This is a genomic window from Micrococcus sp. EWR3.9.1 (assembly GCF_052615555.1).
Genome location: NZ_JBQXFD010000003.1, coordinates 84,633 through 107,899 on the forward strand (window position 1 = coordinate 84,633; position 23,267 = coordinate 107,899).

Sequence of the window (23,267 nt, forward strand, 5' to 3'; positions counted from 1 at the left end):
AATGCATACATCCATGCATGCATCCGATTACTCTGGCCCGCATGACTCCACTCTCCGACCCCTTATGGGGCAGTCGTGCCACGGCTGCCGGCCGCCTGGCCCACGACGTCGCCTGGCGCATCGTCCGCGGTGAGATCGCCGCGGGGGAGATGCTCACCGAGGTCCAGCTCTCCACGGAGGCCGGCATCTCCCGGACGCCGGCCCGGGAGGCCCTCCTCCAGCTCGAGCGCTGGGGCCTGGTGCGGCTCCTCCCCAAGAAGGGCGCGGCCGTGCAGGCTCTCACGCCGCAGAGCGTGGCCGACCTCACGGCCCTGCGCGGCCTCCTCGAGTCCACCGCCCTCGCCACGGTCGCCGCGCGGCCCGACGCCGTCGGGCCCCTCGTCGCCACGCTCACCGCCAACCTGGAGCAGCAGCGCGCCGCCCTGGACGCCGGCGACCTCGCGGCGTTCTCCGCGCTGGACGTGCGGTTCCACCGGGACGTGATCGCCACGTGCGGCAACGCCGCCTTCGACGAGGTCGTGCGCACCTTCGCCCCCCGCCTGGCCCGCCTCATCCACGCCGCCACCGGCGGATCCGTCGACGCCGCCCGCCGCCTCCTCGATGGGCACGCCGAGATCTGCGCTCAGCTGGCCGCCGGGCGCGCCGCCGACGCCCAGCGCGCCCTGCAGGCGCACCTCGACGCCGCGGGGAGCGGCGTCGTCCCCGGCCTGCCGCCCGTGGGCCCGTCCAAGGCAGGTGAACCCCGATGATCGAGGGCCTGCTGATCCTGCTGCTCTGCCAGCTGGCGGGCACGCTCGTGGCCGACACGCTGCACCTGCCGATCCCCGGGGCCGTGCTGGGCATGCTCCTGCTGCTCGGCCTGCTCGCGTGGCGCCGGCCGGCCGAGGACGCGCCGGTGATGGCGGCGAGCCATCACCTGCTCCAGCACCTGCCGCTGCTGTTCGTCCCGGCGGGCGTCGGCGTCGTCGCGGTGCTGGGCCTCATCGGGGAACACCGGGCGCTGATGCTGGTCGGCTTCGTGGTGCCCTGGCTGCTGGGGCTGGTGGTCACCGCCGGCGTCGCCGCCCCGCTCGCCCGCCGCCTCACGGACAAGGAGGACGCACAGTGAACGCCGCCGAACTGACCGACTCCCTCACCGAGGTCTGGGACGCGCTCCTGCGCACACCGCTGTTCGGCGTCGCGCTGACCCTCGCCGTCGCCGTGCTCTCCCGCCGCCTGTGGCTCGCCGCCCGGCAGACCGCCCTGCTCACGCCCGTGCTCGTGACGATCGTGCTGGTGGCCGCGTTCCTGGCCCTGACCGGCATCGACTACGAGACCTACATGATCGGCGGCAGCTACCTCACCTTCCTGCTGGGCCCCGCCACCGTGGCCCTCGCCGTCCCCCTCTACCGAGCCGGCCCTGACATCCGGAAGCTGCTGCTGCCGGTCGCCGTCGGGGTCACCGTCGGCTCGCTGACCGCCATGGTGAGCGCCGTGCTGATCGTGCGGCTGATGGGCGGGGACGCCGCGCTGGCCGCCACGTTCGCCCCCAAGTCCGCGACGACGCCGATCGCCATGGCGGTGGCCGACGCCGGTGGCGGGATCGTCTCCCTCGCCGCCGTGCTCCCCGTGCTCACCGGCGTGCTCGGCGCCGTGCTGGCCCCCTGGGTGCTCGACCGGCTGCGCGTGCGCGACCCCCGCGTGCGCGGCCTGGCCATCGGCGTGAGCTCCCACGGCATCGGCACCGCCCGCGCCCTCGCCGAAGGCCCGAAGACCGGTGCGTTCTCCGCCCTCGCCATGGCCTGCTCCGGCGTGCTCACCGCGCTCCTGGCCCCGCTCGTGCTGGCGATGACGGGGTGAGGGCCGGGCGGCCGCCCCCCGGCCGGGCAGCCGCCTCGACCCGCTCCGGCCGCGGCGGCCTCCTTACCGTGTCCGCCCCGCCTGCCACCCTGGTCCTCTTCCTTCCCCGCGGGCCGCCCGCCGGCCCTCGCAGGCGCGGTGACGCGGCCCGGTCCTGCGAACGAGAGGACCCCACCCATGATGGGCCCGTCCCACGCGGCCACCGGCGCCGCGGCCTGGCTGGCGCTCACGCACTGGCAGTCGCCGATCGCCGTGCTGCACCTGCCCGCCGAACTCCAGCTGCTCGGCGCCGTGACCACCGCCGGCGCGGCCATGATCAGCGACTGGGACCACCCCCGGGCCACCGTCGTCCACGCCCTGCCGCCCCTGACCGAGTGGCTGAGCCGCGGCATCCGCCACGTGGCCGGCGGGCATCGGCGCGGCACGCACTCGCTGGTGGGGGTCGCGGCGTTCACCGCCGTCGCGACGGCGGCCGCCTCGATCCAGGTGCCGATCGCGGGGCACGTCTACACGCCGGGTCAGGGGGTCATCGCCGCGTTCCTGGCGGCCGTGGCCGCCAAGGCCCTCCGACTGCTCCCGAACCGGGGATGGAGGGCCGCGTGGGCACTCGGCATCCTGGTCGCGGTGTCGGCGACCGTCCTCAGCGACGGGCTGTGGTGGATCCCCGCCTCCGTGGCCGTCGGCGTGAGCGTGCACATCCTCGGCGACGCCCTCACCAACAACGGGGTGGCCCTGCTCTGGCCGCTCAGCCCAGAGCCCCCCACTCGCCTGTGGTGGTGGCAGTCCTCCGGACGGTTCCGGCTTCCCCTGCTCGGCCGGACCGGGTCCTGGCGGGAGTGGGCGCTCGTCTCGGTGGTCACCGCGTTCACCGTGGTGCGGGCCGTGCGGCTCGTCCCGCTCGCCGCTCGGGGGGTGGCGGCACTGTTCTGAGCGGCGGCACCCGGCCACCGCCGCCCCCTCACGCCTCCGGGAGCCACCCCGCCCGCACGGTCGCCTCGGTCCCGCGCGGCAGCCTCGGACGGCCGCCGGCGGCCAGGTCCCGGCACGCGTCCGTGAGCGCCTCGAACGACCACCCCGGGACCCGGCCCAGCCCCTCGGCCGTGCCGTCCTCGCGCCAGTGCACGTGCCAGTCCCGGCGCCGCAGCCCATGACGGCCCCGCAGGCTCACCCCCGCCCCGACCGCGCGCACGACCGCCTGGTCCATGGCCTCGAGCAGCTCATCCGACCCGGGGTCGCAGGCGTCGCATCCGCAGTCCGGGAGCAGCGCGTGCACCTGCCCCGGCGCACCGGCCGCCACCCGGAGCACCGGCAGGACGCCGCCGTCGTCGTCCTGGGGCACGTCCGTCTCCAGCAGCCACCAGGGGGAGGCGCCGTCGACGCCGGCCGGCGGCGCCACCCGCAGCGCCCGGTCCACGGGGGCCGCCAGGTCGGCGCGCCCGGCCTCGTCGAGCGGGATGCCACGCACCGGGTCCGGCACGACGACGGCGCCCGCCTCCGCGAGCACCTCGGCCCACACGCGGGCCCGGGCGGCCGCGATCCGATACCGCTGCGGGTCGGTCACCCGGGAGTACTCCTCCTCCCGGGGCGGGGCGCCGTCCGGGTGCGGGTCAGGCCAGGCGGGCAGGCCGAGGGCGGCGTACCGCCGGGCCACCTCCGCCCGCAGGCGCTGCAGGGTCGTCATGGGAGGCTCACCGTGTGTCCGGCCTGGGCGGCCGCCCCGGGCTCACTCCGCCGGCGTCAGTTCCCGCTTGAGGATCTTGCCCGTGGCGGTCTTGGGCAGTCCGTCCCGCACGGTCACGGTGCGCGGGTACTTGTAGGGGGCCACCTGGGACTTCACGTGCTGGATCAGCTCCTCCTCCGTGGCGTGCGCACCGGGGGCGAGCACCACGTGCGCGGCGACCTCCTGACCGAGCTCCGGGTGGGGCACCCCCACCACGGCGGCCTCCGCGACGGCCGGGTGCTCGTAGAGCACCTCCTCGATCTCGCGCGGGTACACGTTGAGCCCGCCGCGCAGGATCATGTCCTTCGTGCGGTCCACGATGTAGTAGTTGCCCGCGGCATCGCGCCGGGCGAGGTCGCCCGAGCGGAACCAGCCGTCCTCGGTGATGGCCTGGGCGGTGGCCTCCGGCTTGCCCCAGTAGCCCTTCATCACGTTCTCCCCGCGGATCCACACCTCGCCCAGGGTCTCCTCGTCGCCCTCGGGCACGACGGCCCCGTCCGGCGTCACCAGCTGCATCTCGCACCCTCGGACGGCGCGTCCGATCGAGCCCGGATGGTGCTCCTCGCCCGGGTGGTTGAAGCACGCCACCGGGGAGGTCTCGGACAGGCCGTAGCCCTCCAGGATCTCGCAGTCGAAGGTGGCCTCGAAGCGGCGCAGCAGCTCCACGGGCATGGCGGATCCGCCGGAGACGCCCAGGCGCAGGCTGGCCAGGTCCTCCGGATGGTCCTTGGCCGCGGCCAGCACGGCCCCGTACATGGTGGGCACGCCGATGAACACGTCCACCGCGTGCTCGCGGACGGTCTGCGCGGCCACGGCGGGATCGAAGCGGGGGATCAACGCCAGGCTGGCGCCCATGGTCACGGGCGCCATGAGCGCGCACGTGAGGCCGAACACGTGGAACAGCGGCAGGCAGCCGAGCACGGTCTCCCCGTGCTGGAGCTGGATCAGCGTCTCCGCCGCGGTGTCCGCGTTGGTGCCCATGTTCCGGTGGGTCAGCTGGGCGCCCTTGGGGCGGCCGGTGGTGCCGGAGGTGTAGAGGATGACGGCGTCGTCCTCGAGGTCCCGCTCGACGGTCTCGGTCACCGGGCCGGGGCTCTGCGCGAGGTGCGGGGCGAGGCCGTCTTCGCCGAGGGTGCGCAGCGGCACACCGCGCTCGCGGGCGCCCTCCACGGCTTCCTCGGACGGCACCGACCACAGCATCGACGCGCCCGAGTCCTCCAGGTAGTACTCGATCTCGCGGCGCTTGAACAGCGGGTTCATCGGGACGACGACGGCGCCCAGCTGCAGGGCCGCGAAGAACACCACCGGGAACGCCGGGATGTTCGGCACCATGAGCGCCACGCGGTCCCCGGGGCCGATGCCCTCCTGCCGCATGAGCCCGGCCAGGCGCTGGGACTGGTCCTGCAGCTCGGCGTACGTCATGCGGTTCTCGCCGAGGATCAGGGCGGTGGAGTGCGGATGCTCGGCGGCGGTGCGCTCGAGGCGGGCGGGCAGGGTGAGGGTCACGACGGGCCTCCGGGGGGAGTCGGATGTGATGGGAACCACAGCGTAACGCCCGGCGGTGCTCGTTCGCTGTGAGCCGAGTGGGGTGTGTCGGCCGACCTCACGCCAGCGACATCACCGCGGTTCTGCCCGGCGGTGATGTCGCTGGCGCGCGGTCATCCACCGGCCCCGCCCGCGTCGCCGATGTGTCGTCTCCACGGCTCAGGGGCGCAAGACTGGTCCCCGCACACCGCCCGGACCGCCGGGCCAGACCGGAGGACAGACCATGACCGCACAGACCCCCGCCACCCCTGCCATCCCCAAGACGATGAAGGCCGTCGTCATGCGCGCGCCGGGTGACGTGGTCGTGGAGGAGGTGGACACCCCGCGCGTCGCCCAGCCCACGGACGTGGTCCTGAAGCTGGCCGCCGCGTGCGTGTGCGGCTCGGACCTGTGGCCCTACCGCGGCCACAACGACGTCGACCACCGGCGCATGGGCCACGAGTACGTCGGCACGATCGTGGAGAAGGGCGAGGACGTCGCCACCCTCGAGGTCGGCGACTTCGTGATCGGCTCCTTCATGCTCTCGGACAACACGTGCGAGATCTGCCAGGCCGGCTACCAGTCCCGTTGCGTCAACGCCGGCGAGTACACGGGCAGCCAGGCGCAGTACATGCGTGTCGAGCTCGCGGACGGCTCCCTCGTGAAGGTGCCCGGGGGCGAGCCCTCGGACCCGGACCGCCTGGCCGACTACCTCGCCGCCTCGGATGTGCTCGGCACCGGCTGGTACGCCGCCGTCGCCGCGCAGGCCGGCCCCGGCAAGACCATCGCCGTGGTCGGCGACGGCGCCGTCGGCCTGTGCGCCGTCCTGGCCGCCAAGACCCTCGGCGCGGAGCAGGTCATCGTGTTCTCCCGCCATGAGGATCGGGCCGCGCTCGCCCGTGAGTTCGGCGCGGACGTCGTGATCGCCGAGCGCGGTGAGGAGGGCGCCGCCCAGGTGCGCGAGCTCACCGGCGGCTACGGCGCGCACGGGGTGTGCGAGGCCGTCGGCACGCAGGGCTCCATGGACCAGGCCCTGGCCTCGGTGCGTCCCGGCGGGTACGTCGGGTTCGTGGGCGTCTCCCACGACCAGACCCTCGACGGCTCCGACCTCTTCGCCCGGGAGATCCACCTCGAGGGCGGGCCCGCGCCCGTCCGCCGCTTCCTGCCCGAGCTGATCGAGCGCATCCAGTCCGGGGAGATCCAGCCCGGCCGTGTGTTCACCGCGCGCATGCCGCTCGATGACGCCGCCGAGGCGTACCGGGCCATGGACGAGCGCCGCGAGATCAAGGTGCTGCTGGAGGTCTGAGGCCGCCGTGGCGTTTGGCCTCCACGAGCGGGAAGGGGCAGACCTGGCCGTCGGTCTCGAGCAGGCTGGGCGACGCTTGACCCTCCCCTTGGGGGAACGCCCACGCTGGGATCACCTGAGAGAAAGGTCGCCCCATGAGCCCCCTGATGACCGTCGGCGAGTTCGCCCTCGCCACCGGACTGAGCGCGAAGGCGCTGCGCTTCTACGACGAGCGCGGCCTCCTCGCCCCCGCCGACGTCGACGCCCACTCCGGCTACCGCCGCTACGCGCCCGGCCAGATCCGGACGGCCGCGCAGATCCGCGTCCTGCGGGCGGCCGGCCTCACGGTCGACGACGTCCGGTCCGTCCTCGCGGACCCGGCCTCCCTGCCGGCGCGGCTCGAGACGCACGCGGCCGAGCTGCGACGCCGCCGCGACCTCGAGGACCGCGCGCTCGCGCTCGCGGCCGCCGGTGTCTACGCGGCCCCGGATCCTGACGACGACGGCGCCCCCGCCCGTCCCGGCCCCGTGGCGGAGCGCACGGTCGGGCCGACGCCGTGGGCCGGCGTCGTGCAGCGGGTGGCCCTGGACGAGGCCGGTGAGGAGGCGACCACCGAGCGCGCGAACAACGCCTTCGCGACGCTGTTCCAGGCGCTCGCGGAGGCAGGGTCGGCACCCGCCGGGCCGCTGTGGACGGCGCTGCGTCCCGTGCCGGGCGCCGCCGACGTCGTGGAGACCGTCCTGGCGGTCCCGCTGAGCGGTCCGGCTCCCGCGGGCCTCAGGGTCGACGGGCACGAGGTGGTGACCGGGACGCTGCCGCGCCGGGTGGAGCGGTACGTGGACGTGCGGGCCGATGCGGGCGACGTCGACCTCCTCGACGACGCCCCCGGCGGCGCGCTGCCCCATCCGGATCTGCTGGGGCTCATGGACGCGTTCGACGTGGAGGACGCCGGCGCCGCGCCGGAGATCCGCCAGATCCTCGCAGACCCGGAGGCCGGACACATCGAGCTGGCGGTGACGGTGCGGGAGGAGGCGGGGGCGGGGCAGGGGTGAGCCGGCGCGGGGACGGCACGGCGTGTCTGGCCGGCCGACCCTGCCGGTCCCGCGCCGACCCCCGGGGGCTCAGGGGTGCCCGGGGTGGCCCGAATGTGATGGAGTGCACGGATCCTGTCCGCGACCTGGGAAGAAGCCATGGAGCAGTTCGTCACCGCCGCCAACTCGATCATGTGGAGCCTGCCCATGGTCGTCGGGCTCCTCGCCCTGGGCCTGTACTTCACGATCCGCATGGCGGCTCCCCAGGTGCGGCTGCTCAAGGACATGGTGGGTCAGCTGGTCAGGGGAGGATCGTCGTCGGCGGGGATCAGCTCGTTCCAGTCGTTCGCCATGGCCCTGGGTGGGCGCATCGGCGTCGGCAACATCGCGGGCGTCGCGGCCGCGATCTACCTGGGTGGCCCGGGCGCGCTGTTCTGGATGTGGGTGACGGCGATCCTCGGCGCCCCCGTGGCGCTCGTGGAGAGCTCGCTGGCGCAGCTCTACAAGCACAAGGTCCGCGGCGAGTACCGCGGCGGGCCCGCGTACTACATCCTTGAGGGGCTCGGCCGGAACTGGCGGTGGCTGGCGGTCGCCTACGCCGCGGCCACCGTGTTCGCCACGGTCTTCACCGGCCCGCAGATCCAAGCCAACGCCGTCACCGCCGCCACGACCGAGGCGTGGGGCTGGGATCCGCTGTGGGTGGGTCTCGGGATGGCCGTGCTGTTCTGCGTGATCGTGTTCGGCGGCATGCACCGCCTGGGCCGCACGGTGGGCCTCGTGGTCCCGTTCATGGCCGGCGCGTACATCCTGGTGGGGCTGCTCGTCGTCGGACTCATGTGGCAGCAGGTCCCCGCGATGTTCGGGCTGATCTTCTCCAGCGCGCTGGGCCTGGACTCGGTCTACGGCGGCATCCTCGGCGCCGCCGTCGCGTGGGGCGTGCGCCGTGCCGTGTACTCCACCGAGATCGGCACCGGTTCGGGCGCCCAGGCCTCGGCGGCCGCCCACGTCTCCCACCCCGTGAAGCAGGGCCTGGCCCAGGCGTTCTCCGCCTACGTGGACACCCTGTTCGTCTGCACCATGACCGGCCTGATGATCCTCGCCACGAACAGCTTCAACGTGCTGGGCCCGGACGAGGAGAGCCTCCTCGCGGAGCACGTGCCCGGCGTCGAGGAGGGCCCGGCATGGGTCCAGATCGCCATCGACGAGGCACTGCCCGCCTTCGGACCGTCCTTCGTGGCGATCGCCGTCTTCCTGTTCTCCTTCACCACCCTGCTCTCCTTCGCGTTCTACGCGGAGACGAACGTCGCCTACCTCATCCCCAACAAGACGGCGCAGCGCGCGGTCATCGCGATCGCCCGGCTGCTGCTGGCCGGCTCCATGGTGTTCGGGTCCGTGCAGAGCTCGGCCCTCGTGTGGGCGTTCGCCGACTTCGGCGTCGGCCTCTACACGTGGGTGAACATCCTCGCGCTCGTGCTCCTGAGCCCCGTGGCCATCCGCCTGCTCAAGGACTACGACCGCCAGCGCCGCGCCGGCCAGGACCCCGTCCTGGACCCGGCCGCCATCGGCGTCCGCAACGCCCACCTGTGGGAACAGATCCACGCCGCCTACGAGCGCACCGGGGACGTGGACGAGGCCATGGACCACGTCGCGGACACCGCCCCGGACACCCGGGCCATCACCGTGGTCCCGCGCCGGGAGGGCTGAGGACCGACGACGGCGGCCCGGGGCGCCGGACGTCCGCGACGACGTCGGGCCACGGGCCAGGGCCGTCCGCGCGGCCTGAATCCCGGCAGGCTCACCCCATGGACCACAAGGAGATCCTCCATCAGGGGCTGCGCCGGCAGCGCGACGCCCTCTTCGCGAAGCTGGACGGCCTGCCCGAGCGGGAGGTCCGCCTGCCCCGCACCCCCACCGGCACCAACCTGCTGGGCCTGCTCAAGCACGCGGCCACGTGCGAGCTCGAGTACTTCGGCGAGGTCTTCGGCCGCCCCGCCGGCATCCCCCTGCCCTGGGACGCGCCGGGGGTGGGCGAGGAGGACGGCGCGGACCTGTTCGCCGCCGAGGACGAGACCCTCGAGGACGTCCTCGACTACGCGCGGCGATGCTTCGCGCACGCGGACGCGACCATCGAGGCCCTCGTCCTCGACGCGCGGGGGCGGGTCCCCTGGTGGCCCGCGCACCTGGCCGAGGTGACTCTGGCGCAGATCCTCTCCCACGTGGCCCTCGACGCGGCCCGCCATGCCGGCCACGCCGACATCCTGCGCGAGGGGATCGACGGGCAGGCCGGCCTGCGCGGCCCCGGGGACAACCTGCCCGGCTGGGACGCCGAGCGGTGGGCCGCGCACGTGCGGCGGCTCGAGGGGATCGCCCGGGGTGCGGGCCCGGTGCGCTAGCGTCCGCGGTGATGACTCCCCGCTCGCTCGCCGGTCTGGCCCTCACCGTCGCCGCCCTGATGTCCGCCTTCGTGCTGATGGCGCCGACGGCGCCGGGGCTGTTCGTCGGCGTGCTCACGGTGGGGACCTTCGGGTTCGGCCCGTTCTACGGGGAGCCCTCGCGGCAGCTCGTGGACCGGCCGTGGAGGCGGGACACGCGCTGGCGCGATCTCGCCCGCCGGGTCCGCACCGACTGGCTCTCCCGGCAGCTGGGCGCCGTCGGCTGGAACGCGGCCATCAGCCGCCGCATCACCGGCCGGGCCGACCTGCGGCGCATCCGCACCGCCGCCGTGGGCTCCCTCGTCAGCCACGCCGCCTCCGCGGGTCTGCACGCGGTGGCGGGCGTGGCGCTGGCGGCCGTCGGGCATCCGGTCTGGGGCGTGGTCGCGGTGGCCCTGGGGCTCGTGGTGCACGCCTGGCCGGCCCTGCTGCAGGTCTCCGTGCTCGGGCGCATCGACGGACTCCAGACGCAGATCCGCGGGGACCAGCTGCTCTGGTGACCGGCCGGCACCGGGCGGCCCGGCCGAGCACTTTGTGGGCCGAATCCGACGGATGAGCCCCTGAATCGGGCACGGGAGCGTCGCATTCGGCCCGCAAAGCGGTGGGGAGGGGGCAGCGGGGAGAGGGCGGCGAGGAGAGGGCGGCGGGGAGAGGGCGGCACCGCGCGCTCAGCCCTACGCTCGGACCCATGACCGAGCACACATCCGAGCACACCCCCGAGAACCCCCACGTCGTCCGCCGCGGCTCCGGCGTCCCGCTGATCGCGGTGCACGGCAACAGCGTGGACCACCGGCTGCTGCTGCCGCTCGACGACGCCCTCGCCGAGGCCGGGGAGGTCGAGCGGATCTACGTGGACCTGCCGGGCTTCGGCCGGACCTCGGCCCTCCAGGACGACGGCGGCCTCCCCGAGCTCGCCGCCTGGCTCGTGGACTGGATCCGCGCGGAGGTCGGCGAGCGGCCGTTCGCGGTGCTCGGCAACTCCCTCGGCGGCCTGCTCGCCCGGCACGTGGCGGCCGAGTTCGGCGCGCAGGTGTTGGGGCTGGGGCTGCTCGCGCCCGTCGTCGACCCGGACGAGGACCGGCGCACCCGCACCGACCTGGTGGTGCGCGAGCGCGACGACGCCTTCATGTCTACCCTCGACCCCGACGACGCCGCCCCGTTCCTCGAGATGTCCCCGCGGCTGACGCGGGACACGTGGGAGCGGTTCCGCGAGCACGCGCTGCCGGGCGTCCGCGCCGTGGACGAGGAGGCGCTGAAGCGCCTGTCCGCGCGCTACGTCCTGGACGCCGTGCCGGAGGAGGCCGCGCCGCCGTTCGAGGGGCCCGCCCTGATCCTCACCGGCCGGGAGGACCACCTCGTCGGCTACCGGGACCAGGCCGCGCTCCTGGAGCATTACCCGCGCGCCACCTACGCGGCGCTCGACGCCGCCGGCCACAACGTGCACCTGGACCAGCCGGAGGTCGCCGAGGCGCTCGTCCGCGCGTGGGCGGTGCAGGTGGGCCGCGCGGCGTCGGACTGAGGCGGGGTCAGGGGGAGGGACGGGCCTCCACCCGGGCCTCCGCCTCGGCGCCCGCCCCCACCCCGACGCCGGCCCGCGCCAGCAGGCCGTCGGCCACCCGCAGCAGGGCGGCGACCGCCACGAAGAACACGAGGATCGCCACCACGTAGACGGCGACGCCGTCGTAGCCCAGCCGCGGGACGTCCAGGATCGTGTACGGGTACCAGTCCAGCCACGGCCCGCGCAGCAGCGTGAACGCCAGCCAGGCGAGCGGGATGAGCGTGGACAACCACACCACCCGCCACGTGATCTGCCGCCGCGGCCCGAAGACCGCCCACAGCACCGGGGTGAGGATCGGCGTGACGATGTGCTGCAGGGTGTCGTTGAACCGCTCGACGGCGGTCATCGGGTCGGCGTCCCGCAGCAGCACGTTGAACACCACGCCCGTGATCACGATGCACACCACCCCCGTCACCCGCAGCACCCGGAACAGCGTGCCCGGCCGGTGCAGGCGCAGCGCCAGCAGCAGGGACGTCAGCCCCACCAGGAAGTTCGAGAGGAACGTGAAGTACGTGGGCTGGTTGAGCATGTGCTCCCAGCCGCCCTCGAGCACGCCCGCGTAGCCCGCGTCGGCCGGCAGGTCCGAGGACTTCCACGAGCCGATCCACAGTGAGAGCAGGTTGCCGCCCAGGGACAGGGCCGCGGCGACGGCGAAGGCAGGCCGCGCCGTCGTCGTCCAGCGGCCGGAGGGGGTGGGGAGGGTCATGCGCCCATCCTGCCGGAGCGCGACGCCGCCCCCGGTGCACTGGCCGAGCCGCTCGGGCCGGCGGGCGTGTCCCGGCCGGCGGTCCGGACCCTACGCTCGGCACCATGATCCGGACCCCCTGGACCCGCACCCCCGCCGGCGCGAGGCGCGCGCGCCGCCCCCGACAGTTCCGCCGCGTGACGACGACCGGGCCCGCCGCCGTGGACGTGGCCTGGGCCCGCTACGCCGACCTGCGCCTGTGGCCGCGGTGGGCTCCGCAGATCCGCGCCGTGGAGGCGCCACGGCGCCGGCTGCGGGCCGGGCTTCGCGGCGTGGTCCACGCGCCCCTGGGGCTGCGCGTCCCGTTCGTGGTCGAGGAGGTCGACGACGACGCCCGCACCTGGCGGTGGACGGTGCGGGTGGCCGGGACGGCGGTCTCCATGACGCACGACCTCACCGCCACCCCCCGCGGCACCCGGGCGGGGCTGACGGTCCACGGGCCCGCCGTCGTCGCCCTGGCCTACCGACTGCCGGCCCGCGTGGCGCTGCGGCGGCTGTGCCGGGCGCACCTCTGAGGGCGGACCGCCGGGCCGGGCCTGTGGCCAGGGGCCCCGCCCGCCTCACACCGCCGCGGCGTCGGTCCGCAGCTCGACGCGCGGCCAGTCGGCGAGGTCGGCGAGCATCTGCCGGTCGTGGGTCACCACGACGACGGCCTGCTCCGTGACCTGCAGGGCCTCGGTCATCTCGTCCACGAGCGCGGGGGAGAGGTGGTTCGTCGGCTCGTCCAGCAGCAGCACGTGGGGGCGCTCGATGAGCACCATCGCCAGGTGCAGACGGGCCTGCTGCCCCTGGGACAGGCGTCCGACCGGGGTGTCCGCGGCCTCGGCGGTGAGCAGCCCGAGCGAGGGCAGCGTGGGGGCCGGCAGGGGACGGCCCAGGTCGTCGACGCCGGCCTCGTCCGCGCCGACGCGGCGCACGTGCTCCTCGAACACGGCGGCGGCGGTGCGCTCCTCGTCCCACGCGGGGGTCTCCTGCGCCACGAGGCGCACGCGCACGTCGGCGCCCACGGTCACCAAGCCGCTCGTGGGCTCCAGGTCCCCGGCGAGCACGCGCAGCAGCGTGGACTTCCCGGCCCCGTTCGGGCCCGTCACCAGCACGCGGCCGCCCGGCACGAGGGCCGCGCCCATCGGCTGCTCGAGCCGCCCGGCCACGCGCACGGCGTCCGCGGTGAGCAGGACGTCGTCGCCCGCCGTGCCCGGCCCGCCCGCCGTGCCCGCCGCCGCGTCCGCGCCGTCCCGCGGGTCGCCGTCGGGCATGTCCGCGAACGGCCAGTCCAGGCGCAGGGGCGGCTCGGGCACGGTGATCCGGTGCGCCTCCAGCTCGTCGAAGCGCCGGTTGAACATCTGCACGATCCCCGCCGACCGGCTCGAGCGCTGGTGCTTGCCGGTGCCCTTCGGGGGCCGCCACGAGCCCTGCATCTGCTCCCGCGCGTCCTCCACGGCCAGCTCCAGCCGCTCGCGCTCGGCGTTCTGCTCGGCGTACTCCTGCTCCCAGGCGGCCCGGGCGCGGCGGCGCCCCTTCGCCCAGCCGGCGTACCCGCCGGAGTACCGCCGCGGCCGCCCGTCCTGGCTGGGATCCAGGTCCACGATGTCGGTGCACACGGCGCGCAGCAGGGCGCGGTCGTGGCTGACGACGGCGACCCCGCCCGGGTGCTCCACCAGCCGGCGGGTGAGGAAGTCCAGGGCGACGTCGTCCAGGTGGTTGGTCGGCTCGTCCAGCAGCAGCAGGTCCGGCCGGGAGCCGAGGGTGACGGCCAGGCGCACCCGGTGGCGCTGGCCGACCGAGAGCGATGTGAGGGGGCGCTCGCGGTCCGTGCACGCGTGCAGCCCCTCGAGGTCCATGTCCACGCGCCGGCCGGCGTCCCAGGCGTCGTAGAGGTGGGCCCGCTCCAGCGCGGTGGAGTACCGGTGTCCGGCGCCGGCGTCGTCGGGGGCCTCGGCCAGGGCGGCCGCGGCGGCGTCCAGGGCCTCGAGTGCGGCGTGCGGGCCCGTGAGGGCGTCGCGGACCAGGTCGCCCACCGTGCGGGAGCGCCCGTCGGCCCGCGCCCGCAGCGCCTGCGGGACGAACGCGAGCGTGCCCGCCCGCGTCACGCGGCCGACGTCGGGCGTGATCCGGCCCGTGAGCACGTGGAGCAGCGTGGTCTTGCCGCGCCCGTTCTCACCCACGATCCCGAGCCGCGAGCCGGCGTTGATCCGCACCGTGGCGTCCGTGAGCACGCGGTGCCCGCCGAGCGAGACGGTCAGGTGCTCGCCGCGCAGGTGGGCGGCGGGCCCGGCGGGCAGGGCGGGGGAGGGAGGGCCGGAGGTCATGTCCGCCAGTCTAGGGAGGGGGCGCGCTGCCGCGTCCGGGGTCGGGACTACGCTCGGGGCCATGTCCGCCGCCCCGCCGCCGCCCGCCTTCGGCACCGTCCTGCACCACCGCGCCCACGGGATGGCCCCGGGGGAGTCCATCTCCCCGCCGCTGGTCCACGCGAGCGCGTTCCACCTGCCCGGCGCGGACCCGGACGGCGCCCCCACCGCCCCCGGCGCGGACGTGCCTTTCCAGTACGCGCGCTGGGCCACGCCCACCTGGTCCGCGCTCGAGGCCGCCCTGGGCGCGCTGGAGGACGCCGACGTCGCCGTGGTCCCCTCCGGCATGGCCGCGATCGCCGCCGTCCTGCTGCCCCTGCTGCACCCGGGGGACCGCGCCCTCCTGCCCGCGGACGGCTACGGGCCCACCCGCGCCCTCGCCGCCGAGCACCTCACGCCCCGAGGCGTGCACGTGGACCTGGTCGCCACCCAGGGGCTCGCCCATGCGGACCTGAGCGGCTACGACCTGGTGCTCGTGGAGACCCCCTCCAACCCGGGGCTGCGCGTGGCGGACCTGGCGGACGTCGCCGCCCGCGCCCACGCGAACGGCCGCCGGGACGGCGCGGGGGCCCTCGTGGTGGTGGACAACACGCTGCTGACCCCCCTGGGGCAGCGCCCGCTGGAGCTGGGGGCGGACGTGGTCGTGGCCTCGGACACGAAGGCCGTCAACGGGCACACGGACGCCCTCGGCGGGCACGTGGCCAGCCGGGACCCGCAGGTGATGGCGCGGGTGCGCGGCTGGCGGACCCTGGCCGGCGGGATCCTGGGCACCCACGAGGCCTGGCTCATCCACCGCGGTCTCGAGACCCTCGAGGTCCGCTTCGCCCGGATGTGCGCCTCGGCGCAGGCGGTCGCGGAGCTGGCCGCGGGCCACCCGGCGGTGCGCGCCGTGGTCTACCCGGGGCTGGCGGACCACCCGGACGCGGAGGTCGTGGCGCGTCAGATGACGGCGGCGGGCGGCCTCGTCGGGCTGCGGTTCGCGGACGCGGCGGCGGCCGAGCGGTTCATCGCCGCGGCGCAGTACGTGGTGCCGCAGACCAGCTTCGGCGGCACGCACACGGCGGCCGAGCGCCGCGCCCGCTGGGGCGACGACGTCCCGGACGGTTTCGTGCGTCTGTCCGTGGGCGTGGAGCCCACCGCCGAGCTGCTGGCCGACCTGGAACGCGCGATGACCGCCGCGGGCGGCGGGCGGACCGCCTGACCCGCGCCCTCCGCACTTTGTGGGCCGAATACGACTCTCCCGGGGGCTCTGGGGCCCGGGAGAGTCGTATTCGGCCCTGAAAGTGAGCGCCGCCGAGACCTCACCCTGACCCGCGTCCCGGCTACGCTCGCGGACGAGGCCGCCCACCCGCGCCTCGCCCGCCCGCCCCGTCCCAGGAGGCCCCGCCCCATGCAGCTCGACCTGATCGTGGAGAACGCCCGCCTCATCACCGGCGACCCCGCCCGCCCGTCGGCCTCGCGGCTGGGGGTGTGGCGGGGCGTCGTCGTCGGGGTGGACGAGGAGATGGACGGCCTCGCGACGCGCGAACGTCTCGACGCGCGGGGGCGCACCGTCCTCGCCGGGTTCAACGACGCCCACGCGCACAGCGTCTGGTTCGGCCAGTCCCGGCTGGACGTGGACCTCGAGGGCGCGCGCACCGCGGAGGAGGTCCACCGCCGGGTCCGCGCCCGCGCCGCCGAGCTCGACCCCGGCGCCTGGGTGACGTGCACCGGCTTCGACCCCGGCCACCTCACCGGCCCCCAGCCGGACCGGGACGACCTCGACGCCGCCGCCTCCGGGCGCCCGGTGCTCATCCGCCACAACACGGGCCACGCCGTCACGGTGTCCGGGGCGGTGCTGGTCCTGGCCGGTGTGGGGGAGCAGGTGCTGCAGCAGCCCGAGGGCGGGCGGATCCTCACGGATGCCGCCGGCCGGCCCACCGGCCTGTTGGAGGAGACCGCCATGAGCCTGGTGACCCGGCTGCTGCAGCCGGAGTCCCACGAGCACATCGGCGCGTGCCTGGCGCGGGCCTCGCAGGAGTACGCGGCCGAGGGCATCACCTCGGTGACGGATGCGGGGGTGGCCGGCGGGTGGATCGGGCACAGCCCGCTCGAGTTCGGCGCGTATCAGCGCGCCCGGGACGCGGGGCTGCTGCGCACCCGCTTCCAGACGATGGTCACCCTGGACGCGCTGCACCCGGTGGACGGCCATCCCGACGACGGCACGCACCTCACCCTCGACGCCGGCGTGCGCACGGGCGTGGGCGACGAGTGGCTGCAGATCGGGCCGGCGAAGGTGTTCACGGACGGGTCGATGCTCGGACAGACCGCCGCGATGACCGAGGACTACTGCGGCCACGGCCACGGCCGCGGCTACCTACAGCAGGACGCGGGGGAGATGCGCCGAGCGTGCCTCGGTGCGGCGGCCGCCGGCTGGGCGCTGGCCCTGCACGCGATCGGCGACGCCGCCCTGGACTTCGCCCTCGACGTGATCGCCGAGGCGCGGGGCCGGTTCGGGCGGCCCGTGATGCCGCACCGCGTGGAGCACGGCGGGGTGGTCCGCGACGATCAGGTGGCCCGCATGGCCGAGCTGGAGGTCGTGATGGCCACCCAGCCGAACTTCATCAGCGCGTTCGGCGGGTCGGTGCGGGAGCGGATCGGGCCGGAGCGGGCCGCGCTCTCGTACCCGGCCGGGCGGCTGCTGCGCGCGGGCCTGGTGCTGCCCGGCAGCTCGGACCGTCCCGTGGCCGGCGGCCGCCCGCTGGAGGTCATCCAGGACTTCGTGCTGCGCCGCACCGAGACCGGCGAGCAGTACGGCCCGGACGCGGAGCGGCTCACGGTGGCCGAGGCCCTGCACGCCTACACGGTCGGCTCCGCGGAGGCGACCGGCTGGGGCGGCCGCAAGGGACGGCTCGTCGCGGGCCAGCTCGCGGACTTCACGGTGCTCAGCGAGGACCCGCACGCGGTGCCGAGCGACCAGATCGCGGCGATCGACGTCGTCGCCACCGCCGTGGGCGGGGAGTTCGTGCACGGCGGGCTGTGACGCCCGGCCCCGGCCCCGGCACCTCGCGACGAGCCCTGCGATATGGCCCCTAAACCACGCGTTTAGGGGCCATATCGCAGGGCTCGTCATCCAGGGGAGCGGGTGGGGCACGTCCGGTGACCCGGCGGTCAGCCGTGGCTCTGCCGGGGGGCTGCTCCCTACGCTCGGAGAACGGCGCGCAGACCGCGCGCCGCCCCGAGACCATGAGGAGCACCCCGTGGCGCACGACGACGCGAACACCACCACCACCGACCAGCTCACCCTGCAGGACCCCACGAAGCGCTACCCCGTGATCAGCCCGCCGGAGCAGTCGTTGCCCGGCACCGGCCTGGACGCGGAGATGACGCCGAAGGCCGACCTGGGTGAGAAGTCCTACCGCGGCACCGGCCGTCTCGAGGGCCGCAAGGCGCTCATCACCGGCGGCGACTCCGGCATCGGCGCGGCCACCGCGATCGCGTTCGCGCGCGAGGGCGCCGACGTCGTGATCACCTACCTGCCCGAGGAGGAGAAGGACGCCCAGCACGTCCTCGAGGTCCTGCAGGCGGAGGGGCGCACCGCCGCCGGGATCCCCGGCGACCTCCGCGACAAGACGTTCTGCGCCGACCTCGTGGCCCAGGCGGTCGAGAAGCTCGGCGGGCTGGACGTGCTGGTGAACAACGCCGGCAAGCAGGTGGCGCAGGACTCGATCGAGGACATCGACGACGAGCAGCTCGAGGCCACCTTCGACGTCAACATCCTGGCCCAGTTCCGCCTGGTCAAGGCCGCCCTGCCGCACCTGAAGCCGGGTTCCACGATCATCAACACCACGTCCGTGGTGACCTACATGGCCCCGCCGCAGCTCGTGGACTACGCCTCCACCAAGGCCGCCATCAACACCTTCACGAAGGCCCTGGGCCAGCAGCTGGCCCCGAAGGGCATCCGCGTGAACGCCGTGGCGCCCGGTCCGATCTGGACCCCGCTGCAGCCCTCCGGCGGCCAGAAGCCGGAGGCCCTGCCGGAGTTCGGCCAGTCCACTCCGCTGGGCCGCGCCGGGCAGCCCACCGAGCTCGCCCCGGCGTACGTGTTCCTGGCCTCGCCGGAGTCCTCCTATGTGGTGGGCGCGACCATCCCGGTGACCGGCGGCATGCCCACCCCGTGACCGGAGCCGGGCGTTCCTGTCCCTGGGCGGTCACACCACCAGGGACAGGAACGCGCCGAGCGCGAAGCCGACCACGGTGAGCAGCCCGGCCTTCTCCCCGCCCTTCTCTCGGGCCTCGGGGATCATCGTGTCGATCAGCATGACCAGCAGGGCGCCGGCCGCGAAGCCCTGGATGCCGCCGGTCAGGGCAGGGGAGGCGACGTCGGCGATCAGCCCGCCGCCCCACGTCGCCAGGGCGCAGACCACCGCCACGAGCGACCACTGGATCAGCAGGTGGCGGCGCGTCTTGCCGCCGTCGAGGGAGTCGGCCGTGGCGGCGATGGACTCGGGCAGGTTGGACATGAAGATCGCCACGAGCAGCGCGAGGGACACGCCCTCGCCCGCGACCAGCCCGATGCCCAGCACGAGCTGTTCCGGGATGCCGTCCAGCAGCGCGCCCACGGTCAGCGCCGCACCCGAGGACGAGCCCCCGGACCTCGCGGCGGAGCGCTCCACCGCACGGTCGCCGAGGAAGTAGGCGGCCGCGCCGAGCGTCAACCCGATGCCGACGGCGGCAGGTCCGGCCGCCTGCACGCCCGCCTCCGCGAGCTCGAAGGACACGGACGCGATCAGGGCGCCGGCGCCGAAGGCGAGCACGAGTCCGATCGTGCCCATGTGCCAGCGGCGCAGGGTCGCCAGGACGGCGCCCACGAGCAGGGAGGACGCGGCGACCGCGCCCCACATCAGGGTCATCACGGCAGCCAGGCTACGCGCTGACCGGGGGCGACGCCGGGCCGCCGCCTCAGCTCACCGCACGACCTCGTCCGCCTCGCCCGTGAGCCCGAGCTTCTCGGCCACGTAGTCCACGTCCTTGTCTCCGCGGCCGGAGAGGTTGACCAGGATCCGCGCGTCCCGGCCCATCTGCGGGGCGAGGCGGATCGCGTGCGCCACGGCGTGCGCGGACTCGAGCGCGGGGATGACGCCCTCGAGCCGCGTGAGCCGCTGGAACGCGTCGAGCACGGCCGCGTCGTCCTCGGCCACGTACCGGACGCGGCCGACGCTCGCGAAGTGGGCGTGCTGTGGACCGACGCCCGGGTAGTCCAGGCCCGAGGCGATCGAGTGCACGGGATCCGGGGTGCCGTCGTCGTCGGCGAGGACGAGGGTGGCCATGCCGTGGAGGACGCCGTCGCGGCCCTGGGTCATGGTCATCGCGTGCTCGCCCTTGGTCGCGGAGCGGCCGCCGGGCTCGACGCCCACGAGCGCGACGTCGGCGTCGTCGAGGAACGCGGTGAACGCGCCGATCGCGTTGGAGCCGCCGCCCACCGCGGCGACGACGGCGCTCGGCAGCGCCCCGAACCGCTCCTGGAACTGGGCGCGGGCCTCGCGGCCGACCACGGACTGGAAGTCGCGGATCATCGTGGGGAACGGGTGCGGTCCCACCACGGAGCCGATCGCGAACAGGTACTTCTCCGGGTCCGCCGCGTACACCTCGAACGCCGAGTCCACGGCCTCCTTCAGGGAGCGGCCCTCGCGCTCCACCGAGACCACCTTCGTGCCGAGCAGGCGCATGCGCACCACGTTGGGGTGCTGCTTGGCCACGTCGATCGCACCCATGTGGATCTCGCAGTCGAGGCCGACCATCGCGGCCGCCGTCGCCAGGGCCACGCCGTGCTGGCCGGCGCCGGTCTCCGCGATCAGGCTGCGCTTGCCCATGCGCTTGGCGAGCAGCGCCTCGCCGATCGTGTGGTTGATCTTGTGGGCGCCCGTGTGGTTCAGGTCCTCGCGCTTGAGCACGATCCGTGCGCCGCCGAGCTCGTCGGAGAGGCGGTCCAGCGGGGTCAGGGGGGAGGGGCGCCCGACGGCGTCGCGCAGCAGGCGTCGGTATTCGGCGTAGAACTCGGGGTCCTGGCGCGCCTCGGCGTACGCGCGGGCGACCTCGGCCATGGGGCCGGCCAGCTGCGGGGGCAGGTGGGCGCCGCCATACTGGCCGAACATGCCGTCCGCGGAGACGTCCAGGTCCGGGGTGGTGACGAGGTCGCAGGCCTCGGCGAGGGTGCGGGGCTCGGGGGCGCCTCTCAGGGCGTTGTCCTCGGGGTTGCGGTGGGTCATCGGGGGTCCTCCTGGGATGGGGCCCGCCGGAGCCGCTCATGACGGAGCCGCCCGGCAGGCGAGCGGCTCGTCGTGTCAGATGCGCATGACCGGGGCCGCCCTCAGGCGGTCCACCACTGCTGCGCGTGCATCTGCATGGGGCCAGCGTACTGCACGTCGGGGCAGGCGTGAGTCTCACCATGTGGCTACAAATCTCATAATGTGGACGCGGCTCCCCATCTCAGTGAATCGCGATTCACCCTGGATCCATGACCGTCACCACCGTCGACACCCAGTCCCTGACCGCCGAGGCCGCCGCTGTGCTGGCCGCGATGCCCGGTGTGTCCTACGAGACGTTCCTCGCCGAGGCCCCAAGCCTGCCGGGTGTGGTCGCCGTCGTCGCCGACGACGCGGCCCGTGCCGCCCTCGGCCTGCCCGCGCAGCACACCGGCCTGCTCGCCGTGACGGCGGCGCCGCACGGCCTGCGCGACCGCGACGTCCGCGTCGCCTTCCAGTCCGGCCGCACCGGCGCCTCCCCGCTGCGCCAGGGCCTGGCCGCGCTGCTCAGGGACGTGCTCGCCCTGGACGTGGAGCGCACCAGCCCGGGTGCGGCGGGGGAGGGTTTCGCCCTGACTCCGGAGTCCGAGGAGACGCTCACGGCGTGGATGCGGGAGCACCTGACGCTGCGCGCCTGGGTCGCCCAGGACGCCTCCGCCCTCGAGGGGGTCGCCCGAGAGGTGGCCGCCGATCTCGCCCCGGCCCTGCAGCCGGGCGCCCTGGCGGCCCCCGTGGCGCAGCGGGTCGCGGCCATGAGGGCCTCCGCCCGCCGTTCCGCCACGCTCTGAGCCGGCCGGGCGCCGGAGGCGACGCCCTCGTCCGTGGCGCTCGGTCTCGTCGCGCCGGGAGATCACCCCGAGTCCGCTGACAGGATGGGTGCATGAAGCACGAGATCGTCCTCACCCGCGGGGACCTCACCCTGCGCCCCCTTGCCCCCGACGACGGCCCCGCCCTGCGCGAGCTCGTCGACGCGGCTATGTGGGCGGGGAACAGCGCGCCCCTGCCGGTGGACGGCGCGGCCATGTCCGCGCACCTCGCCGAGCTGATCGAGCGGGAGGGCACCTTCGCCTTCGCCGTCGAGCAGGGCGGGGAGCTGGTGGGGCGCACGAGCCTCTATGACCTGGTGCCCGGGCTGCGGGTGGAGGTGGGGCACACGGTCTACGCGCGTCGGGTGTGGGGCACCTCCGTGAACCCCGGCTGCAAGCTGCTGCTGTTCGGGCACGCGTTCGAGGAATGGGCACTGGAGCGGGTGGCCCTGCGCTGCGACCACCGCAACGCCCGTTCACACGCCGCCATCGCCCGCCTGGGGGCGACGTTCGAGGGCACTCTGCGCCGCTTCCGTCCGGCGGCAGACGGGACGATCGCCGACGTCGACTACTTCAGCGTGGTGCGCGAGGAATGGCCCGCGGTGCGCGCCGGGCTCGAGGCGCGCCTGGCGGCCTAGGGGTGTACAACGGGGGGATGCCACCCGAAGCCTCTGCCCCGTCCGCCGAGCGCGGACCCTCCCGCTCCCGACCGGCCGCCGTCGCCGCCCGCCCGGACGCCCCCTCCCCGCGGGCGACCGCCCTGCTGTTCGCGCTCGCGGTGGCCGCCGGCTCCGTGATGCCGCTGCAGGGCCGCATCAACTCCCGCCTCGCCCACCTGACGGGCGACCCCGTCCTCGCCGCGCTGTGCTCCTTCGCGGCGGGCCTGGTCGTCATGGTGCTCGTGAGCGTGCTGACGCCGCGGGGCCGCCGGGGCCTGGCCCGCATCCGCCCGGCCCTCGCCGCGGGGTCCGTGCGCCCGTGGTACGCGGTGGCGGGCGTGATCGGCGGACTCCTGGTGCTCACCCAGTCCGCGACGATCGGCCCCCTCGGCGTGGCCGTGTTCACGGTCGCCGTGGTCACCGGGCAGGTGGTCGGCGGGATGGTCGTGGACCGGCTCGGGCTCAGCCCCGCCGGGGTGCAGCGCCTGACGCCGCGGCGCCTCACGGGGGCGGCGCTCGCCCTGGCCGCGGTCGCCCTCGTGGTGTGGCCCAAGCTCGGCGAGGCCGGCGGCGGGCCCGGCTGGGCGCTGCTGGCCCTGCTGCCCCTGCTGGCCGGCCTGGCCACCGCCGGACAGCAGGTGTTCAACGCCCGTCAGACCACGGCCTACGGCACCGCCATCCCGGCGACCCTGGTCAACTTCACCGCCGGCGTCCTCTTCCTCGGGATCGTGTGGGGCGGGATCGTCCTGGCCTCCGGCCACGGCATGCCCGCGCTGCCGCACGACTGGCGGCTCTACCTCGGCGGCCCGCTGGGGTGCGTATTCATCGGGGTGGGCGCCATGGTCGTCCCGCGCCTGGGCGTCTTCGCCGCCACCCTCGGCCTGGTCTCGGGCAACCTCCTGGGCTCCCTCATGGTGGACCTGGTGGCCCCCACCGACGGATCCACGGTCACCACGACGACGGTGCTGGGCACCCTGGGCGCCCTCGCCGCCGTCACGCTTGCGTCCTGGCCGGCGCGGCGCCGGTAGCGCCGCCC

23 protein-coding genes are annotated in these 23,267 nt (G+C 75.1%); 17 read left to right on the forward strand and 6 right to left on the reverse strand.

The features are described from left to right. Positions 1 to 41: 41 nt before the first annotated feature. The 4 genes from ACUJ8O_RS03055 (at position 42) to ACUJ8O_RS03070 (ending at position 2,769) form a co-directional block, all read left to right on the forward strand. Entirely contained in the window at positions 42 to 749 is a 708-nt protein-coding gene (locus ACUJ8O_RS03055; RefSeq protein WP_043280379.1) for a GntR family transcriptional regulator, read from the forward strand. After that, positions 746 to 1,108: a CidA/LrgA family protein gene (locus tag ACUJ8O_RS03060; RefSeq protein ID WP_095346741.1), complete on the forward strand. Its 363-nt coding sequence runs from the start codon at positions 746 to 748 to the stop codon at positions 1,106 to 1,108. The genes ACUJ8O_RS03055 and ACUJ8O_RS03060 overlap by 4 nt, the downstream gene beginning before the upstream one ends. Further along, positions 1,105 to 1,839, forward strand: coding sequence for an LrgB family protein (locus ACUJ8O_RS03065; RefSeq protein WP_445373132.1), 735 nt, complete (start codon positions 1,105 to 1,107; stop codon positions 1,837 to 1,839). Before ACUJ8O_RS03060 ends, ACUJ8O_RS03065 begins: the two co-directional genes overlap by 4 nt. Before the next feature lie 177 nt (positions 1,840 to 2,016). After that, on the forward strand, positions 2,017 to 2,769 hold the full coding sequence (locus tag ACUJ8O_RS03070) for a metal-dependent hydrolase (protein WP_445373133.1): 753 nt from the start codon (positions 2,017 to 2,019) through the stop codon (positions 2,767 to 2,769). A 28-nt stretch (positions 2,770 to 2,797) separates the two neighbouring features. On the opposite strand, the gene ACUJ8O_RS03075 is transcribed toward ACUJ8O_RS03070, so the two are convergent. Both ACUJ8O_RS03075 and ACUJ8O_RS03080 read right to left on the reverse strand, forming a co-directional pair. Then, a complete protein-coding gene (locus ACUJ8O_RS03075) occupies positions 2,798 to 3,520 on the reverse strand; it encodes a DUF6226 family protein (RefSeq protein WP_445373134.1) in 723 nt (240 codons plus the stop codon). Between the two features lie 42 nt (positions 3,521 to 3,562). Then, a complete protein-coding gene (locus ACUJ8O_RS03080; RefSeq protein WP_445373135.1) occupies positions 3,563 to 5,065 on the reverse strand; it encodes a long-chain-fatty-acid--CoA ligase in 1,503 nt (500 codons plus the stop codon). Positions 5,066 to 5,327: 262 nt separating this feature from the next. Here ACUJ8O_RS03080 and ACUJ8O_RS03085 point away from each other — a divergent pair, with 262 nt between their 5' ends. The 6 genes from ACUJ8O_RS03085 (at position 5,328) to ACUJ8O_RS03110 (ending at position 11,350) form a co-directional block, all read left to right on the forward strand. Beyond that, entirely contained in the window at positions 5,328 to 6,389 is a 1,062-nt protein-coding gene (locus ACUJ8O_RS03085; RefSeq protein WP_144824478.1) for a zinc-binding dehydrogenase, read from the forward strand. 134 nt (positions 6,390 to 6,523) lie between these two features. After that, complete coding sequence (locus ACUJ8O_RS03090; RefSeq protein WP_445373136.1) at positions 6,524 to 7,420, forward strand: MerR family transcriptional regulator; 897 nt, start codon at positions 6,524 to 6,526, stop codon at positions 7,418 to 7,420. A gap of 138 nt (positions 7,421 to 7,558) precedes the next feature. Further along, on the forward strand, positions 7,559 to 9,103 hold the full coding sequence (locus ACUJ8O_RS03095) for an alanine/glycine:cation symporter family protein (protein ID WP_216880097.1): 1,545 nt from the start codon (positions 7,559 to 7,561) through the stop codon (positions 9,101 to 9,103). A gap of 98 nt (positions 9,104 to 9,201) precedes the next feature. Next, the gene (locus ACUJ8O_RS03100; RefSeq protein ID WP_010079843.1) at positions 9,202 to 9,792 is read left to right on the forward strand and encodes a DinB family protein; all 591 of its coding nucleotides are present in this window, start codon (positions 9,202 to 9,204) and stop codon (positions 9,790 to 9,792) included. A gap of 11 nt (positions 9,793 to 9,803) precedes the next feature. Further along, entirely contained in the window at positions 9,804 to 10,331 is a 528-nt protein-coding gene (locus tag ACUJ8O_RS03105; RefSeq protein ID WP_036315583.1) for a hypothetical protein, read from the forward strand. A gap of 188 nt (positions 10,332 to 10,519) precedes the next feature. Next, entirely contained in the window at positions 10,520 to 11,350 is an 831-nt protein-coding gene (locus ACUJ8O_RS03110; RefSeq protein ID WP_020627045.1) for an alpha/beta fold hydrolase, read from the forward strand. Between the two features lie 7 nt (positions 11,351 to 11,357). Here ACUJ8O_RS03110 and ACUJ8O_RS03115 read toward each other — a convergent pair whose 3' ends face one another. Then, the gene (locus ACUJ8O_RS03115) at positions 11,358 to 12,095 is read right to left on the reverse strand and encodes a Pr6Pr family membrane protein (protein ID WP_020627044.1); all 738 of its coding nucleotides are present in this window, start codon (positions 12,093 to 12,095) and stop codon (positions 11,358 to 11,360) included. Between the two features lie 104 nt (positions 12,096 to 12,199). Here ACUJ8O_RS03115 and ACUJ8O_RS03120 point away from each other — a divergent pair, with 104 nt between their 5' ends. Beyond that, on the forward strand, positions 12,200 to 12,649 hold the full coding sequence (locus ACUJ8O_RS03120; protein ID WP_020627043.1) for an SRPBCC family protein: 450 nt from the start codon (positions 12,200 to 12,202) through the stop codon (positions 12,647 to 12,649). 45 nt (positions 12,650 to 12,694) lie between these two features. Here the strand turns inward: ACUJ8O_RS03120 and ACUJ8O_RS03125 are convergent, their stop codons facing one another. Then, on the reverse strand, positions 12,695 to 14,443 hold the full coding sequence (locus ACUJ8O_RS03125; RefSeq protein ID WP_036315586.1) for an ABC-F family ATP-binding cassette domain-containing protein: 1,749 nt from the start codon (positions 14,441 to 14,443) through the stop codon (positions 12,695 to 12,697). Positions 14,444 to 14,504: 61 nt separating this feature from the next. Here ACUJ8O_RS03125 and ACUJ8O_RS03130 point away from each other — a divergent pair, with 61 nt between their 5' ends. From ACUJ8O_RS03130 to ACUJ8O_RS03140, 3 genes are all read left to right on the forward strand, one after another. Then, positions 14,505 to 15,683: a cystathionine gamma-lyase gene (locus ACUJ8O_RS03130; protein ID WP_445373137.1), complete on the forward strand. Its 1,179-nt coding sequence runs from the start codon at positions 14,505 to 14,507 to the stop codon at positions 15,681 to 15,683. Positions 15,684 to 15,872: 189 nt separating this feature from the next. Beyond that, positions 15,873 to 17,504 carry an amidohydrolase gene (locus ACUJ8O_RS03135; RefSeq protein WP_445373138.1) on the forward strand — a complete coding sequence of 544 codons (1,632 nt, stop codon included), beginning with the start codon at positions 15,873 to 15,875 and terminating at the stop codon, positions 17,502 to 17,504. A gap of 217 nt (positions 17,505 to 17,721) precedes the next feature. Beyond that, on the forward strand, positions 17,722 to 18,642 hold the full coding sequence (locus ACUJ8O_RS03140; RefSeq protein WP_036315591.1) for a glucose 1-dehydrogenase: 921 nt from the start codon (positions 17,722 to 17,724) through the stop codon (positions 18,640 to 18,642). 30 nt (positions 18,643 to 18,672) lie between these two features. On the opposite strand, the gene ACUJ8O_RS03145 is transcribed toward ACUJ8O_RS03140, so the two are convergent. Beyond that, a complete protein-coding gene (locus ACUJ8O_RS03145) occupies positions 18,673 to 19,374 on the reverse strand; it encodes a ZIP family metal transporter (protein WP_036337122.1) in 702 nt (233 codons plus the stop codon). 54 nt (positions 19,375 to 19,428) lie between these two features. Then, positions 19,429 to 20,730 carry a tryptophan synthase subunit beta gene (gene trpB / locus ACUJ8O_RS03150; protein WP_197458574.1) on the reverse strand — a complete coding sequence of 434 codons (1,302 nt, stop codon included), beginning with the start codon at positions 20,728 to 20,730 and terminating at the stop codon, positions 19,429 to 19,431. A gap of 248 nt (positions 20,731 to 20,978) precedes the next feature. Between trpB and ACUJ8O_RS03155 the strand changes: the two genes are divergently transcribed. The 3 genes from ACUJ8O_RS03155 to ACUJ8O_RS03165 all read left to right on the forward strand — a co-directional run bounded on the left by ACUJ8O_RS03155 (position 20,979) and on the right by ACUJ8O_RS03165 (position 23,259). Beyond that, positions 20,979 to 21,554, forward strand: coding sequence for a hypothetical protein (locus tag ACUJ8O_RS03155; protein WP_061867713.1), 576 nt, complete (start codon positions 20,979 to 20,981; stop codon positions 21,552 to 21,554). A 92-nt stretch (positions 21,555 to 21,646) separates the two neighbouring features. After that, the gene (locus ACUJ8O_RS03160) at positions 21,647 to 22,210 is read left to right on the forward strand and encodes a GNAT family N-acetyltransferase (protein WP_036315598.1); all 564 of its coding nucleotides are present in this window, start codon (positions 21,647 to 21,649) and stop codon (positions 22,208 to 22,210) included. A 17-nt stretch (positions 22,211 to 22,227) separates the two neighbouring features. After that, on the forward strand, positions 22,228 to 23,259 hold the full coding sequence (locus tag ACUJ8O_RS03165; protein WP_082836637.1) for a DMT family transporter: 1,032 nt from the start codon (positions 22,228 to 22,230) through the stop codon (positions 23,257 to 23,259). The last annotated feature ends 8 nt before the right edge of the window (positions 23,260 to 23,267 follow it).